The organism is Acinetobacter sp. YH12052 (genome assembly GCF_013419835.1).
In the GTDB taxonomy this organism is placed as follows: Bacteria; Pseudomonadota; Gammaproteobacteria; order Pseudomonadales; family Moraxellaceae; genus Acinetobacter; species Acinetobacter amyesii.
This window is the reverse complement of sequence record NZ_VOZI01000005.1, coordinates 34,510-48,733: the sequence shown is the minus strand read 5'-3', so window position 1 is coordinate 48,733 and position 14,224 is coordinate 34,510. Positions and strand designations below refer to the sequence as shown.

General features: G+C 39.9%; 17 protein-coding genes. 6 read left to right on the top strand and 11 right to left on the bottom strand.

The window, feature by feature from the left end; translation table 11 throughout:
• Nucleotides 1-43 precede the first annotated feature (43 nt).
• The 3 genes from FTU06_RS04815 to FTU06_RS04805 form a co-directional block, all read right to left on the bottom strand.
• Nucleotides 44-247: a hypothetical protein gene (locus tag FTU06_RS04815; RefSeq protein ID WP_078188800.1), complete on the bottom strand. Its 204-nt coding sequence runs from the start codon at nt 245-247 to the stop codon at nt 44-46.
• A gap of 176 nt (nt 248-423) precedes the next feature.
• On the bottom strand, nt 424-1,053 hold the full coding sequence (locus FTU06_RS04810) for an HAD-IB family hydrolase (RefSeq protein WP_180145270.1): 630 nt from the start codon (nt 1,051-1,053) through the stop codon (nt 424-426).
• Nucleotides 1,020-2,225 carry a DUF1615 domain-containing protein gene (locus tag FTU06_RS04805; RefSeq protein ID WP_180003816.1) on the bottom strand — a complete coding sequence of 402 codons (1,206 nt, stop codon included), beginning with the start codon at nt 2,223-2,225 and terminating at the stop codon, nt 1,020-1,022. The genes FTU06_RS04810 and FTU06_RS04805 overlap by 34 nt, the downstream gene beginning before the upstream one ends.
• 190 nt (nt 2,226-2,415) lie before the next feature.
• Here FTU06_RS04805 and FTU06_RS04800 point away from each other — a divergent pair, with 190 nt between their 5' ends.
• Nucleotides 2,416-2,685 (top strand): hypothetical protein, encoded by a 270-nt coding sequence (locus tag FTU06_RS04800; RefSeq protein WP_257234283.1) that lies wholly within the window; start codon nt 2,416-2,418, stop codon nt 2,683-2,685.
• A 119-nt stretch (nt 2,686-2,804) separates the two neighbouring features.
• A complete protein-coding gene (locus FTU06_RS04795) occupies nt 2,805-3,014 on the top strand; it encodes an acyl-CoA thioesterase (protein WP_180145267.1) in 210 nt (69 codons plus the stop codon).
• A gap of 93 nt (nt 3,015-3,107) precedes the next feature.
• Here the strand turns inward: FTU06_RS04795 and FTU06_RS04790 are convergent, their stop codons facing one another.
• Together FTU06_RS04790 and FTU06_RS04785 are read right to left on the bottom strand one after the other, a co-directional pair.
• On the bottom strand, nt 3,108-3,278 hold the full coding sequence (locus FTU06_RS04790; protein WP_171262568.1) for a hypothetical protein: 171 nt from the start codon (nt 3,276-3,278) through the stop codon (nt 3,108-3,110).
• Nucleotides 3,279-3,593: 315 nt separating this feature from the next.
• Entirely contained in the window at nt 3,594-3,968 is a 375-nt protein-coding gene (locus FTU06_RS04785) for a hypothetical protein (RefSeq protein WP_257234281.1), read from the bottom strand.
• Between the two features lie 475 nt (nt 3,969-4,443).
• Between FTU06_RS04785 and dusB the strand changes: the two genes are divergently transcribed.
• On the top strand, nt 4,444-5,448 hold the full coding sequence (gene dusB / locus FTU06_RS04780) for a tRNA dihydrouridine synthase DusB (protein ID WP_373684692.1): 1,005 nt from the start codon (nt 4,444-4,446) through the stop codon (nt 5,446-5,448).
• A gap of 220 nt (nt 5,449-5,668) precedes the next feature.
• On the opposite strand, the gene FTU06_RS04775 is transcribed toward dusB, so the two are convergent.
• Nucleotides 5,669-6,712 (bottom strand): nitronate monooxygenase family protein, encoded by a 1,044-nt coding sequence (locus FTU06_RS04775; RefSeq protein WP_180145262.1) that lies wholly within the window; start codon nt 6,710-6,712, stop codon nt 5,669-5,671.
• A gap of 214 nt (nt 6,713-6,926) precedes the next feature.
• Between FTU06_RS04775 and FTU06_RS04770 the strand changes: the two genes are divergently transcribed.
• The 3 genes from FTU06_RS04770 to FTU06_RS04760 all read left to right on the top strand — a co-directional run bounded on the left by FTU06_RS04770 (nt 6,927) and on the right by FTU06_RS04760 (nt 9,562).
• Nucleotides 6,927-8,186 (top strand): putative DNA modification/repair radical SAM protein, encoded by a 1,260-nt coding sequence (locus tag FTU06_RS04770; RefSeq protein WP_078193581.1) that lies wholly within the window; start codon nt 6,927-6,929, stop codon nt 8,184-8,186.
• 9 nt (nt 8,187-8,195) lie between these two features.
• Nucleotides 8,196-8,975: a TIGR03915 family putative DNA repair protein gene (locus tag FTU06_RS04765; protein WP_180145259.1), complete on the top strand. Its 780-nt coding sequence runs from the start codon at nt 8,196-8,198 to the stop codon at nt 8,973-8,975.
• A gap of 65 nt (nt 8,976-9,040) precedes the next feature.
• Nucleotides 9,041-9,562 carry a hypothetical protein gene (locus tag FTU06_RS04760; protein ID WP_180145256.1) on the top strand — a complete coding sequence of 174 codons (522 nt, stop codon included), beginning with the start codon at nt 9,041-9,043 and terminating at the stop codon, nt 9,560-9,562.
• A gap of 39 nt (nt 9,563-9,601) precedes the next feature.
• Here FTU06_RS04760 and FTU06_RS04755 read toward each other — a convergent pair whose 3' ends face one another.
• The 5 genes from FTU06_RS04755 to metK all read right to left on the bottom strand — a co-directional run bounded on the left by FTU06_RS04755 (nt 9,602) and on the right by metK (nt 14,069).
• Nucleotides 9,602-10,813 carry a YeeE/YedE family protein gene (locus FTU06_RS04755; RefSeq protein WP_180145253.1) on the bottom strand — a complete coding sequence of 404 codons (1,212 nt, stop codon included), beginning with the start codon at nt 10,811-10,813 and terminating at the stop codon, nt 9,602-9,604.
• Between the two features lie 135 nt (nt 10,814-10,948).
• Nucleotides 10,949-11,650 (bottom strand): VIT family protein, encoded by a 702-nt coding sequence (locus FTU06_RS04750; RefSeq protein WP_180007742.1) that lies wholly within the window; start codon nt 11,648-11,650, stop codon nt 10,949-10,951.
• 146 nt (nt 11,651-11,796) lie between these two features.
• Nucleotides 11,797-12,141: a hypothetical protein gene (locus FTU06_RS04745; protein ID WP_078188782.1), complete on the bottom strand. Its 345-nt coding sequence runs from the start codon at nt 12,139-12,141 to the stop codon at nt 11,797-11,799.
• A 151-nt stretch (nt 12,142-12,292) separates the two neighbouring features.
• Entirely contained in the window at nt 12,293-12,733 is a 441-nt protein-coding gene (locus FTU06_RS04740) for an SMI1/KNR4 family protein (protein WP_180003833.1), read from the bottom strand.
• Between the two features lie 169 nt (nt 12,734-12,902).
• Nucleotides 12,903-14,069, bottom strand: a complete 1,167-nt coding sequence (metK, locus tag FTU06_RS04735; protein ID WP_078188779.1) for a methionine adenosyltransferase — start codon at nt 14,067-14,069, stop codon at nt 12,903-12,905.
• Nucleotides 14,070-14,224 lie beyond the last annotated feature (155 nt).

Genomic DNA, 14,224 nt, shown 5'->3' with positions numbered 1-14,224 from the left:
TTACATGGCTTTTTTCATATTAACTTTGGGGGAAATATCTATTTTACTTTTTGATATGTAATTTGAGAATCTTAATCAAATTCATATAATTTCCTTTTTTAGCCATACGAATGACCAATTCAATTTCTTCTTTCGTCCACATCTGGCGAGTGGCTGAGAAGGCAAATTGAGCAAGGAGAACAAATGGATTTTCGCCAAATTTAATATGGAGGCCTTTGACATATTTCGGTGGATTGAATTGATTCATATTCTTTTCCCGCTTTTAATATTTGACCGCATTATTTCTAATTAATGAGAAAAATAGCACACTATAAAGTCAAAATAAAAGCAGAATTTTCAAAATTTAATCATATATTAGAGCGACTTAAATTTAAGATTGTGATTGTTAACTTTGATTAATAAAACAAACTAAATCACTCGACTTTAGTCGAGTTCCGGTAGGCGCTTATCCTGTCCATTCATGAAATGGTGGGTGGCCAATTCGAACATAGCGAGGTCTTCATCGCTATTTCCATAGGCATAAACATACTCGTAGTCTTGAAGGTTAAATTGCTCCAAAACGCGAATTTTCTTTTGCTCACCACTACAGTCTAAGGTTTGATACAAACCAGTCAGTATTTGGTCATTGGCTGCTGTTTCGGTACAAATCAGTTTGACCCCGAGCTTTTCAGCCACAGGTTTAAGATATAAATCGACTGAGGCAGAAACCAATACGACTTCATGACCGCGTTTTTGGTGTTGCTGTAATTGTTCATACAGTGAAGGATTGAGTTCTTCCATCAAATGTTCAGCATATTGCGCTGCTTGATTTAAAACCTGCTCATGGTTGGCTTGGCTAAACATTGCGGCATATAGGCGAGGACGCATTGCATGTGCAGGATATAGCTTGAGATAATAGCCTTGAATCCAAGGGAGAATTTTAATCCCTTGGCGCACGATATGCCGTTTAGGCAGGGAATAGAAGATGAACCCTGTAAAACTGTCTTTATTACACAGGGTTCCGTCAAAATCGAATAAGGCTAGAGTTTTAGGTTTTTGATGCGGCGCATGCATGTTTGATAACGTCCATCGACTCGTGTGGCAAACCAATTGGTATTGTAATCACGGCTTAATTTCGGCCCCGAAATTACGACTTCAGGCATCATGGCATAAAACGGTTCTTTACCAGTCTTTTCTTGGTACAACTTTTTGACCGCTTTATACGTCAAAGTATCTTCAAAGTCCTGATCTTTTTCTTTTTTAAGATCTGAACGAATTTGACGTGGCGTCGCGATCACATTGTTTTCTGCAAAAACGGCAATCAGCGCGGTTTCAGACTGGCTTTTTGCAGAACGTGGAGAACCATCTTTATTATAAAGCAAGAGGTCACCATCTAAGCCGAGCTCAGCAGGGGTTAAGTCATTTAACATGCTTTGGAATGCCGCATTACGACTCGAATAACGACCCGAGTTATAATCTGCAAAACGATAAATTGGTTTGTCATATTCAGCTGGATACATCATTAAACGGTGGATGCCATAATACAAACCGCCATATTGGCTATACATGTCTGTACGCAGTGCCGCAATATTTCCACCTTGGCGTTTGTGGTCTTTGGCATAGCCTATATGGACTTGCATCGAACCCAAAGTGGTAATGGGGTTGAGCTTTTCACCAATATCTTGTCCAACCAGTTTCGCTGCGCCTGTTAATGCACTCACGTGATAATGTTTAGACATATAGTCAAAAATTTCACGATATAGTTCGTCTAGTTCACGTTCAGTTTGAACACGGCGCATTTGGCTCAAATAGTTATCTTCTGGACTTGGCTGATTTTTTAACACATCTTGGAAATAGCCAGCGACTGTACCACCGATGCCATCACCCAATTTATCTTTAAACTTTTCTTCAAGACGATCTTGAACTTCTTTAACGGCTTTTTCACCGAGTCCCGGCACATGTGGGTCAGCAACAAAATTGGACTCTTGATCGACCACAGCAACAATCGTACAGACATTTTCTTTCGTGGTCGGAATACCGAGCTGATCACTAATGTCGTAGATATCATTGGCCCATGACAGACGTTCATTCACGCGAGGTGGAATGGCTTTTTTAATCTGTTCCGCTTCCATAGTGGGTTCATCTTTGCTCCACCATGAACCATTACCACAAGCAGCCAAGCCAATGGATAAAGCCAGTACAGAAAGGGATTTAAAGCATAATGTGGTCGAAAAAGTTTTGTTCATATTTTCCAATAAACTCAGCCATATGGGGGCGACAAAGCAGGAGCAGTATACTATGCAAAATACATAAGTAATGAATAAATATGTATATGCCTCATAGGGGACTGTCAATCTATTTATGGAGATCTACGCGTGTAAAAACAAGCAGTTCTGTCAGGATGATTGGAAAAAGAATGCTTTTTGAGCTAAATAGATGAATATTCCAATATCATTTTCAACAGATTATAAAAAATGCAGGTATATACTAGCTGAAATCCATAAATTTTTTAAGGGGATTATTATGCCAGCTAAATTTTTCAGTCGTTTCTTGGGTTTGATTGCGTTAGTTATGGTATTGGGGGCAATCGTTATAAACTTTGTTGTGGCTAAACCGATGGTGGAATATTGGATCTTACTCTTACTACCTTGTTTTGCCGTTCCAATTTTAACCTCAGTGATGATCACGAAGGATGAAAATCTTTAACATCATCGTTCAGTAAATCTATTTTTCAATCCGATAGATGATCAATACTCAGTCTGTGCAAAAAGCTCACATCGGGTGGGCTTTTTGTTGATGTGTCTAAAGTCTTTTATACTGTGCAAATGAGAAAGTTAAAACGCCAGCACAAATTAACGGTATCAAAAGTGGTTTGGTCAACTGAACAAGATGCCGTGTTGATCGAACATGCAGATTTAGCTATGTCTGAATTAATCCAGCACTTGGGATTTAGTGAAGAAGACATTTTACAAAGAAAAAAAGTATTGGGTTTAAACCGGCGGGCACGTCAAATTCAACGTTTATATTTTAAATAATTGAAGTCAAATTCATTGACAGCTGCGAAAGACTTAAAAAATGCCTGTGAATTTAAAAACCCACAATCTGTGGGCTTTTAAATTTTTGCTCAATTATTTTGCAACAGCTTCAGAAGCAGGAGCCGCTTCAGTTGCGTCTTGAGCAACTTCAGTTGTTTGAGCTTCAGATGCAGCAGCTTCAACTTTTTGTTCTTCAGCAGCAAATGTAGTTGCAGCAGCAGCAGAGATAAGTGTAGCGAAAAGTACTTTGTTTAAAGTTTTCATGATTCAATCTTCAGTCTATTTTTTTGGAAAAAACAACTTAATGTATTAATCATGATAAAAGTGTAATTAAAATGGGTTGTTATGTGTCTAGATTGTGAACATTTACGAAAAACTTATCAAAAAAATCAATAGTTTGAAATATATCACAAAATAATATGTGTCATTCAATTGTCGTTTTATATTTGAAAGGCTTTAAAAAAGAAAAACCCGAATAAATCGGGAAGTGTATTTTACGTTGTTATTACAGCGAAACTTACACACTTTTCGCTTAATAACAATTTATCGCACAATTATGACGCCATGATGAAAGGGAGGTTATTCAGCAGGGCATGCAATTTTGAGTTTTTCTTTGTAATAGTCCTGTGCGATCTTCAAATCATTTAACATTTTATCTTGAGTATAGTCTTTGGCTGCGAGTTTGAGCATGGCAGGCATGTAGTTAGTTTTATATTCATGAGGGTAGTCATGACATAAGACTTGGGTTTTTTCCTTGATTGATGTGCTTGGAGCATCTAAAACATCAAGGTATTGACTGATTTGCGCATCTGACTGCTCAAATTGTTGAGTCGCTTGTTCCGTTGTTAAATCAGCGTTTTGGTTTTCAGCTGCAGCCACCTCGTCATTCGGTTGTTGGCAGGCAGTCAGAAAAGTAGCGAAAAATATAAAAGAGAGAATTTTCAATTTTTTCATAAAGTTTAACTCACTGATGTGAATTTATAGATTTAAGTTTTCAATGATTTTAGCAGTATCCCTCTATAGTAACACCTGTACAGGCAGATCTGCTGAAAGTCTGATGTTGAATCGATAGTGTGTTAACTACATGGCTGATGCATAACTTTCAACGACTCTTAAGCAAAAGCGTAGAAATTTTTGTTTGGAATTACTAAACTATCGCATTGCAAATTTGCCGTCCAATTCCGAAGCTTCAAATTCCTCAATTTAAGCGTTGAACGATGTTGATGTTCATTGTCATCATTCAATTGCATAATCATTGCCATAAAACGTTTTTTCGCTCAACAGATTTTGCGAACATACATTTGAATTTAGCATTGTTAAAAGTGGCTTCGAAGATTTCGAATGTGGTTCGCGCATCATTTGCTAAATATAGCTAGAGGTTAAAACATTGAGTCAACATCCTGTCATTCAAGAATTATTCGATCGTCCCATCGAGAGAAAACTGTGGGTGGCTCCCATGGCAGGGGTTACAGATCGCCCATTTCGTACACTTTGCAAATATTTTGGCGCAGGTCATGCGGTCAGTGAAATGATGACAGCAGATAAGACCTTACGCATGAGTAAAAAGAGTCTTTATCGTGCCAATTTTGATGGTGAAATAGCGCCTATTTCTGCTCAAATTGCAGGGTCAGATCCAGCTGAACTGGCTGAAGCTGCTCGCTATCAAGTGGCAAATGGTGCGCAAATTGTCGACATTAATATGGGATGTCCGGCGAAGAAAGTCTGTAATAAGTTGGCAGGTTCCGCGCTGCTCAAAGATGAAGACTTGGTGGCTCGCATTTTAGATGCTGTGGTTGATGCAGTTGATGTGCCAGTGACCTTAAAAACCCGTTTGGGCTATCTCAATGGTCATGAAAACATTATGCGCGTTGCGAAACGCGCCGAAGAAGCTGGCATTGCTGCATTGGCACTTCATGGTCGTACACGTGAAGATATGTATCTGAATACGGCGCGTTATAGCTTAATTAAAGATGTGAAATCGTTGATCAACATTCCTGTGATTGCCAATGGTGATATTGATACACCTGAAAAAGCCAAATATGTACTGGATTATACTGGTGCCGATGCAGTCATGATTGGCCGTGCAGCTCAAGGTCACCCATGGATATTCCGTGAAATAGGACATTACCTGACGACGGGTGAGCATATGGCGGCGCCAAGTATTATGGAGGTTCGTGACGTATTGCTTGGACATTTGTCTGAATTATATGGTTTTTATGGTGAATATTCAGGTTGTCGAATTTCACGCAAACATATTGCTTGGTATACCAAAGGTTTACGCTCTAGTAATGAGTTCCGCCAAAATATGTATAAAGTTGAATCTACAGCAGATCAATATAAAGTCGTCGAGAACTATTTTAATCACTTACTCGATCATGGTCAGATCATGAGTGATGTTCAAGTTGATCAGGTCAATTTGCTTGAAACCAAGTAACTTAAAGTCAAACGAAATAGATCTGTGCAATGTGATACAAAGTAAGTCGATTTAAGCTAGTTAGATTTATTTGAAATAGATTTAACTAACTTTATTCAAATGATCTAAAACAAATATTTAAATTGTGCATCGATGACAGCCTAAATTGCACATAAAAAGCCCTCAATGTTGAGGGCTTTTTATTAGGCATTCATGTTTGAATGACCCGTTGAGCGAGGTCTTAGTTAAAGCGCATTTCTAAAACCAATTGATTGATCAAGTCGGGTGCTTCCAATTCACGTATTTGAGAGACATTAGTTCCTGCCCAAAATGCACCATATTCACGTACGCCATGCTTGCTGGCTGCTGCATGTAATTGTTTGCCTAAATCATAGCTATATGGGTAAGCCGGAACGGTTGGGCGAGTCGGCGTATCAATATCTGTGTGCCAGTTATTGATAATGCCACGTGCAGGCCGGCCTGAAATACTTGATGTAATCTGCGTGATGGGCGCATCAAATAGTGCTTTGCGATAAGCCTCATTTGCATTTGATGTTTTGCATTGCACAAAAGCAGTGCCCAGTTGAACAGCATCTGCACCCAACTCCATAATTTGATAGGCCTGATGTCCATTCATAATGCCACCAGCTGCAACAACGGGGCATTGAATATGGCGTTTCAAGAGCTGAACTAAGTCACGAGTTTTAACGCTGCTATCGAAGTTTTCATTGAAAATGCCACGGTGACCACCAGCTTCAATACCTTGAGCAATCACGATATCAATACCCGCAGCTTCAATCAGTTTAGCTTCTGCTAAATTGGTTGCAGAAACTAGAGTCAAAATACCCGCTTGTTTTAAGGCCTGAATTTGATGTGGGTGCGGAATGCCAAAATGAAAACTCACCGCTTTGGGGCGCGTTTCCAGTAAGAGGTTTAGAAAATGGTCATTATCTTTAAAGCTTGGATAAATACAGTTCAGTGCTTCTGGAGCTTCTGCATTATATTGAGCAAAGCGTGATTTAAATTGCATGATCCATTTGGCAGCAACTTGTTCATCGAGTTCTACTGTGTCATGACAAAAAAAATTGACCTGAAAAGGTTGTTCAGTAAGTTCTTGAGTTTGTAATATTTGCTGACGTGCATTCTCAACACTGCTTGCACCTAAACCCAGTGAACCAAGTCCACCTTGATTTGACACCTCTGCAGCAAGCTCAGGTGTAGAAACACCTGCCATCGGGGCAAGAAATATAGGGTGTTTGATGCCAAGTTTTTCTAATAAAGTCATGTGCATACTCCAATCACTCTAATTACTTTGCCCAAGCGAGTGAAATTAAGCAAATAATATTCGTTATTTCTTATCAAAATGGTCTGGAGCCTGCACCAATGCTGTACTTAAAATTAAGCGACACCTCATGTCGTATTGATGATGTATGACCCGACTTTTGAACTTGATCATTTTAAAATAATGCTCTGATCATTTTAAGTTTTAAAACTCTCCCATGTCTGAACGTATCCGTGAAAAACTGCAAATTTTAGCCGATGCTGCCAAATATGATGTCTCATGTTCTTCGAGTGGTAGCAAGCGCCAAAATAAAGACAAAGGTCTGGGTAACACTGGAAACGGTATTTGCCATAGCTATACCGAAGATGGCCGCTGCGTATCATTGTTAAAAATTCTATTTTCCAATGTCTGTATTTTTGACTGTGCATATTGTGTGTCCCGTCGGAGTAACGATGTAAAGCGCGCAGCATTTACGGTACAGGAAGTGGTCGATTTGACCATGAACTTTTATCGTCGGAACTATATTGAGGGGCTATTTTTAAGTTCGGGGATTTTTAAATCTGCGGATTACACCATGGAACGTATGTTGCAGGTGGTAAAAAAACTGCGTTTAGAAGAAAATTTTAATGGTTATATTCATCTGAAGACCATTCCGGGGGCATCTCAGGAAATCATTACCGAAGCAGGTTTATATGTTGACCGTATGAGCATTAATTTAGAAATGCCGACAGAAGATGGTTTAAAAAAATTTGCACCTGAAAAAAGTCATGTCGAAGTCCAAAAAGACTTAGGTATTGTGCGAGATCGTTTGATTCAATTCAAAGATGAACGAAAAATAATACGTACAGTCCCCAAATTTGTACCCGCAGGACAAACGACGCAAATGGTGGTGGGCGCACATCAAGAGTCTGACCGTGATGTCATACTGATGGCAGACCGTCATTACAAAGAGTTTAAGCTCAAGCGTGTGTATTACTCGGGTTATATTCCAATTAATGAAGAGGAGCGTGCGCTGCCAGCTGTGGGGTCTGCGCCACCTTTATTACGAGAAAATCGGCTGTATCAAAGTGATTGGTTGATGCGTTTTTATGGGTTTGAAGCGACGGAATTGGTCGATGAAGAGCATCCAAATTTAGAATTGGATATTGACCCTAAATTAGCGTGGGCACTGCGTCATCCCGAGCAATTTCCCGTGGATATCAATCGTGCTGAATATCAAATGATCTTACGTGTGCCGGGCATCGGTGTGCGTTCTGCTAAAAAAATTGTTCAAGCACGACGTTTTGGTAAAATTCATATCGACCAATTAAAACGTATGGGTATTTCCTACAATAGGGCGCAGCACTTTATACGCTGTGAAGATTCACCCAAATTTATTCGTGAACAACAGCCTCATCAAATAAGACAGCAGATTTTGCAAAGTGGCCAGTCGAAATATACGCAGCAAATTTCTCCACAATTGAACTTCGGTTTTTAGGATACAGTCGTGAGTATTTATGTCTTTGATGGCACGATGACAGGATTGTTAAGTTGTGTTTTTCGGGCCTTTCAATTTAAGCAATTTGACATTCAGATTTGTACAGATGGGCAAGTGCAGGCAGGTCTTTTCGCCGAAGTCATTGATGTGGCTAGTCACGATGAACAAGCACAGCGGGTATGGCAGGGTTTAAAACTCAAAGCATCTGAAAGTGCTTTGAAGCAGTTTTATTATGCGTTTTTATCCGAGCAGCAGCAGGCTTTTCAATATTGTTTTAATTTTGCGATTTATGCCTTCCAGCAACAGCGTGATGTGTCTAAAAACTATGGCCATGCTGATGTATTAGGGATGAGCCAATGGGCGAAGCAAGTGGGGCGTGAAAAGCACCGAATGGAAGCTTTTGTGCGCTTTAAAAAATGTCAGGATGGCTTGTTTATCAGTTTAGTCTCACCTGACTTTAATGTATTGCCTTTGATCGAACGGCATTTCAAATCACGCTATCAAGATCAACGTTGGCTGATTTACGATGAAAAACGTAATTATGGCATTTATTATGATTTAAAACAGGTGCATCAAGTGGATATGGATGCCACAACCATAGATAGGCAAATACAGTCCGGCCATAGTCAATCCTTTAATATCGAACTGGATGATGATGAGGTTTTGTATGATCAGCTTTGGAAAGATTATTTTAGAAGTGTCAATATTGAAGCCCGACGTAATATGAAATTACATGTGCAGTATGTGCCACGTCGTTATTGGCGTTATATGAATGAGAAAGCGATTTAAGTGTGAATCATCTAGTTGTTTTCGGGCATAATGATTGCGCTTTTGATTGTTTAAGTGAGACCTTGATGAAATTATTTCTTGTTACAACCGTTCTGACGGCAATGACGCTCACGGCGTGTTCTGCAAATGAACAAGAAAAGAAAACATTCAATCCGCAAAGTTATCAAGTTGCCGATACAGCGGGATTACAACAACGCTTTGAACAATTAAATCAAACCTTAGCAAAAGATTTTAGCCAACTAAAAAAAGTAGAAAGTATGGCTTTTTCAGATCAATCCGCTTTAGATGTTCATAACTTAAAAACTTTAAATCAGCATTTTGTTGCCAACACCGCTTTAAAAAGCTCAAAAATTGCCTATTGCGAAGTAATGAATCATTATTTTTCTGAAATGTATCATCTTGGACATGTGAACTTAGCCTTGGTGAAAGACGTTAAACTGCCAAATGCCGCAAATGAAGATTTGAGTCAGGTGTTTGCGAATGCTGACCAATTTTATGATTTTATTATCAACCGCTATACCACATACAAACAGGCACAAGAAACCATGCAATATGGTTGTAATCTAAAAGGCGCACTGAAAGATTAAAAAAAGCCCTCATTTGAGGGGCTTTTTATTTCACAGAAATTAGCAGCCTGTAAGTTTTTCAGGTTGTGGACGTTCGCCAGGGAAGAAGATTGGACGTAGTTTGACGCCGATACCGTTCCCAATGAAGGCAAATACTAACCATAACCAGCCATGCAAACTACCTGAAGCAATACCGCTGAAATACGCTCCAATGTTACAGCCGTATGCTAAACGTGCGCCATAACCTAACATCAAACCACCGATCACAGCCGCTAACAGTGAACGTTTTGGGATATTAAAGTTCGGTGCAAATTTGCCTGCTAGGCTCGCTGCAAGTAATGCACCGAGCATGATGCCGAAATTCATCATCGACGTGATATCAAACCATAATGATTCGGTCAGTGCTTTGGCATTTGCAGGTTGCTGCCAATATGCCCAAGATGCAACATCGATCCCCATAACACTTGCTGATTTTGCGGCCCAAACGGCTAAGGCAGAGGTCACGCCCCAAGGACGGCCTGCAAGTGCGAGTGTGGCAAAGTTCAGTAAAGTTAGGATAATTCCGCCCCAAACCAATGGCCATGGTCCACGTAGAAAACGTTTCCAGCCGTGTTGCATTGCTTGCGGCTCAACCTCAAGCTGACCATGGCGTTTCTTTTCAAAGTAAACTGTTGCTGCTGCAATGATTGCAAAAACTACAAAGTTTAATGCCAGTGCAGGAACTACACCAAAGCTTTTGACTAAAGAAATCGGCTCAAAGTGGGGAAGGTCAAACCACCATTGAATATGCGAAGTTGCAATCAATGAACCTGTACAGAAGAAGATCAGCGTTACAATCATGCGTGCACTACCTGCGCCCACAGTGTACAAGGTGCCTGATGCACAGCCGCCGCCGACTTGCATACCAATACCAAAAATAAAGGCACCGATCATCACGGACATTGAAACAGGATTAACGTTACCTTTGACTGGGTTGCCAAATAATTCACCCGCACCTAAAGCAGGGAAGAAGAGCAGTACAGCCAAAGCCAACATGATCATTTGTGCACGCAAGCCACGACCACGACGCTCTTTAATAAAGACACGCCAACTTGAGGTAAAACCAAAAGATGCGTGATAAAGGGTCATACCCAAAGCACCGCCAATTAAAAATAGCAATGCTTGGTTAACGCCTACAACCAGATAAGCACCAATGGTGCCTAAAATTAATAAAACAAAAGCCACCCAAATCGATACATTGGATCGATTGGCTGGCGCAGCAATAACAGACATGGAGAAAAAAGCTTAAAAAATGTATCTCTATTTTACGGTTTTTATATATTGTAAAAATGAATATTGTTGAAAAATCACACAAACATTACTGTGTATAATTGATTTTCAATATTTGTAAAACTGATAAAAGAAACATTAAACTGGATTTACATTAAATAAAGAACCAATCCAACTAGAAAATAGCATGGCTGCAATGCCCCACAGAGCAACACGTAGACTGCCTTTCAACATAGAAGTGCCTGCTGCATAACTGGCTAAGGCACCGAGGAGTGCTAGGGAAATCACGCCAACGGCCATAACAGTTTTTTCAATATGCATGTCAGCACTGATCAAGATCGCAACCATCGGAAATAGTGCACCAATTGAAAATGCTAAAGCCGATGATAGTGCTGCTTGAACGGGTTTTGCTGCGGTATTGTCATGGATTCCAATTTCATCTCGCGCATGGGCTTCTAGTGCATCATGGGCTGTCAATTGGACTGCAACTTCATGGGCTAGGGTTGGCTCTAACCCACGATTTACATAAATTTGAGTCAGCTCTTTAAGCTCCATTTCTGGGTTACGTTGTAATTCTTTATGCTCCATGTGAAGATCTGCTTTTTCGACGTCTTCTTGAGATTTCACAGAGATATATTCGCCCGCAGCCATAGAGGTTGCACCAGAGATGAGTCCTGCAATACAGGTAATGAGTAAGGTATGGCTAGAAGCACCACTTGCGGCCATGCCCATAATTAAACTGGTGACGGAAATAATGCCATCATTTGCACCGAGTACAGATGCACGTAGCCAACCTGTACGTTCCATAAAATGTTTTTCGGTATGATGTGAATAAGACATTCTTTTCTCTAAATTTGTTATATATATGACCTCATAAGATTGACCTGATATCAGTTAAATTTCAAGTTAAAAATGGATTGAAACAACACGCTGAGCAAAAGACAAATATAAAAAAAGCACCCGAAGGTGCTTTTTTTAAAGAATGCTTATTGTTGAGCTTTTTCTTTCACGTTTGCTGCACCTTGCTCAACAGCACCTGCTGTTGCAGCAGTCGCATCTTTAGCTGCTTCTTTTGCATTGTGTGCAGCAGCTTCAGCATTTTCTGCTGCATTATCAGCTGCTGTCGCAGTTGCAGTTGCAGCATTATCTACAGCAGTAGCTGTCGCAGTAGCCGCTTCTGAAGTTGCATCAGCAATGTCATGGCCTGCTTGGTCAGCAGCGTTTTCTAGGTGTTCACCAGTTGTTGCACCTGTTTCTGGCGCTTTGTCTTTATTACAGCCAACAAGTGCAACAGTTGCAGCCAAACCTAAAGCAACAAGTAATTTATTCATTTTGATCTTTCCTTTTTTTGTTATGCCCGTAGCATGGGCTGAATTTATATTAGCTGAAAAAATATTCAAAAATCGATCAAAAATTGTTGATTTAGTGTAATTTTATCCAGCATATTTTGTAGTTTGAAAGGCTTTATATCTACTTATGGCGTTAAGGGTTTTGACTAAATAATTCTTCAATTGAAGTCACAAGTAGATAGATAAATTCACTGTCTTCATGGCGCCATAAATATATTTCTTCCCCCAATTGTGTATCGTCAACCGTGCGCATCAATAAATAATTACCATCGCCGTTATGTGCAATGGCAACGCTGTTTTCAGGGAAGTCTTCGATTTCACTTATGGATTGATGTTCTGCGGCTAGATGATTCGTTGTACGTTTTATTCTTTTCACATCGCTGGTGTCCTGGAAGGGGAAGAGCCACCATGCTTCGATATCATCACCATCTTCAAATTCATCCGCACTAGAAAAGCTAATGCCGAATTCGCCACCATTTTCAATTTGCATTTTGGCTTTATATTTTTCTGGAAACTTAAATCCTAATTGTTCTTCAGTTGCCGTAATAAATTTTAAGTCTAATGGAAAGGGCATGATATTGTTCTTAAATTATTTTGATATTTTATGAATAAGCTAGGCGTAAATTTTAGTCAATATTTTTTACACTAGTTATTTTTATCCTAGATGTTTTAGTTATGGACATAAGGGCCATAAAAAAGCCTGCAATCAATGCAGGCTTTTTTGAGAAATTAATCCATTAAGATTAAAGACCAGCAGATGCTTTAAGCGCTTCCACTTTGTCAGTTTTTTCCCATGTGAATGCGGTATCAGAACCTTCACGACCAAAGTGACCATACGCAGCAGTTTGTTGGTACATCGGTTGGATCAAGTTCAACATACGAGTAATACCGTATGGACGTAAGTCAAAGTGTTCACGTACAAGTGCAATAATCAAATCTTCAGATACTTTTGCAGTATTGAATGTGTTGATCGAGATAGATGTTGGTTCTGCAACACCAATCGCGTACGACACTTGAATTTCACATTTGTCAGCCAAACCAGCAGCCACAATGTTTTTAGCAACATAACGACCTGCATAAGCAGCAGAACGGTCAACTTTTGATGGATCTTTACCAGAGAACGCGCCACCACCGTGACGAGCCATACCACCGTAAGTATCTACAATGATTTTTCGGCCTGTTAAACCACAGTCACCTACAGGGCCGCCAATCACGAACATACCTGTTGGGTTGATATGGAATTTAGTGTCTGCATGGAACATTTCAGCAGGAATCACTTTTTTCACAATTTCTTCAATTACCGCTTCTTTCAATTGAGCTTGAGTAATTTTTGGATCGTGCTGAGTTGAAAGTACAACTGCGTCTAAGCGAACTGGCATGCCATTTTCATAAGCAAATGTTACTTGGCTTTTTGCATCAGGACGTAACCAAGCAAGTTTGCCTTGTTTACGTAGTTCAGCTTGTTTTTCCATTAAGCGATGCGCATATGAAATCGGTGCTGGCATAAGCACATCAGTTTCACGGCTTGCATAACCAAACATTAAACCTTGGTCGCCCGCACCTTGATCTTCTGGTTTTTGACGGTCTACACCTTGAGCAATTTCAGGTGATTGTTTACCGATCATGTTGATCACGGCACAAGTTGAACCATCAAAGCCAAGATCTGAATGATGGTATCCGATACCATTTACGGTATTACGAACAATCGCTTCAAAGTCAACATTTGCAGTTGTTGTGATTTCACCGGCAAGTACAACCGCACCCGTTTTTACAAGCGTTTCACAAGCAACCCGTGCATATGGGTCTTCTTTTAAGATTGCATCCAAAATAGCATCACTGATTTGGTCAGCCATTTTATCCGGATGGCCTTCGCTTACAGATTCCGAGGTAAATACAGCGTACTCGCGCATAAGTCCTATCACAGTTAAATTTAAAGACGCAATATGTTACATCGAGAAAGCGTTTAGGACTAGCTCAACATGACCAAATTGGATGAAATTAATTCATTTCAATGACTTTTTAATTGATATAGGCATCTAAAAAATTGATATGAGCTATGGATTTC

Excerpts from the sequence above, each read along its gene's own strand:
- FTU06_RS04775 (WP_180145262.1), bottom strand. The coding sequence starts at position 6,712 with ATGACTTTATTAGAAAAACTTGGCATCAAACACCCTATATTTCTTGCC.
- FTU06_RS04815 (WP_078188800.1), bottom strand. The coding sequence starts at position 247 with ATGAATCAATTCAATCCACCGAAATATGTCAAAGGCCTCCATATTAAA.
- FTU06_RS04770 (WP_078193581.1), top strand. The coding sequence starts at position 6,927 with ATGTCTGAACGTATCCGTGAAAAACTGCAAATTTTAGCCGATGCTGCC.
- FTU06_RS04785 (WP_257234281.1), bottom strand. The coding sequence starts at position 3,968 with ATGAAAAAATTGAAAATTCTCTCTTTTATATTTTTCGCTACTTTTCTG.
- FTU06_RS04805 (WP_180003816.1), bottom strand. The coding sequence starts at position 2,225 with ATGAACAAAACTTTTTCGACCACATTATGCTTTAAATCCCTTTCTGTA.
- metK (WP_078188779.1), bottom strand. The coding sequence starts at position 14,069 with ATGCGCGAGTACGCTGTATTTACCTCGGAATCTGTAAGCGAAGGCCAT.
- FTU06_RS04740 (WP_180003833.1), bottom strand. The coding sequence starts at position 12,733 with ATGCCCTTTCCATTAGACTTAAAATTTATTACGGCAACTGAAGAACAA.
- FTU06_RS04750 (WP_180007742.1), bottom strand. The coding sequence starts at position 11,650 with ATGTCTTATTCACATCATACCGAAAAACATTTTATGGAACGTACAGGT.
- FTU06_RS04745 (WP_078188782.1), bottom strand. The coding sequence starts at position 12,141 with ATGAATAAATTACTTGTTGCTTTAGGTTTGGCTGCAACTGTTGCACTT.
- FTU06_RS04795 (WP_180145267.1), top strand. The coding sequence starts at position 2,805 with ATGAGAAAGTTAAAACGCCAGCACAAATTAACGGTATCAAAAGTGGTT.
- FTU06_RS04760 (WP_180145256.1), top strand. The coding sequence starts at position 9,041 with ATGAAATTATTTCTTGTTACAACCGTTCTGACGGCAATGACGCTCACG.
- FTU06_RS04810 (WP_180145270.1), bottom strand. The coding sequence starts at position 1,053 with ATGCATGCGCCGCATCAAAAACCTAAAACTCTAGCCTTATTCGATTTT.
- FTU06_RS04800 (WP_257234283.1), top strand. The coding sequence starts at position 2,416 with ATGAATATTCCAATATCATTTTCAACAGATTATAAAAAATGCAGGTAT.
- FTU06_RS04790 (WP_171262568.1), bottom strand. The coding sequence starts at position 3,278 with ATGAAAACTTTAAACAAAGTACTTTTCGCTACACTTATCTCTGCTGCT.
- FTU06_RS04755 (WP_180145253.1), bottom strand. The coding sequence starts at position 10,813 with ATGTCTGTTATTGCTGCGCCAGCCAATCGATCCAATGTATCGATTTGG.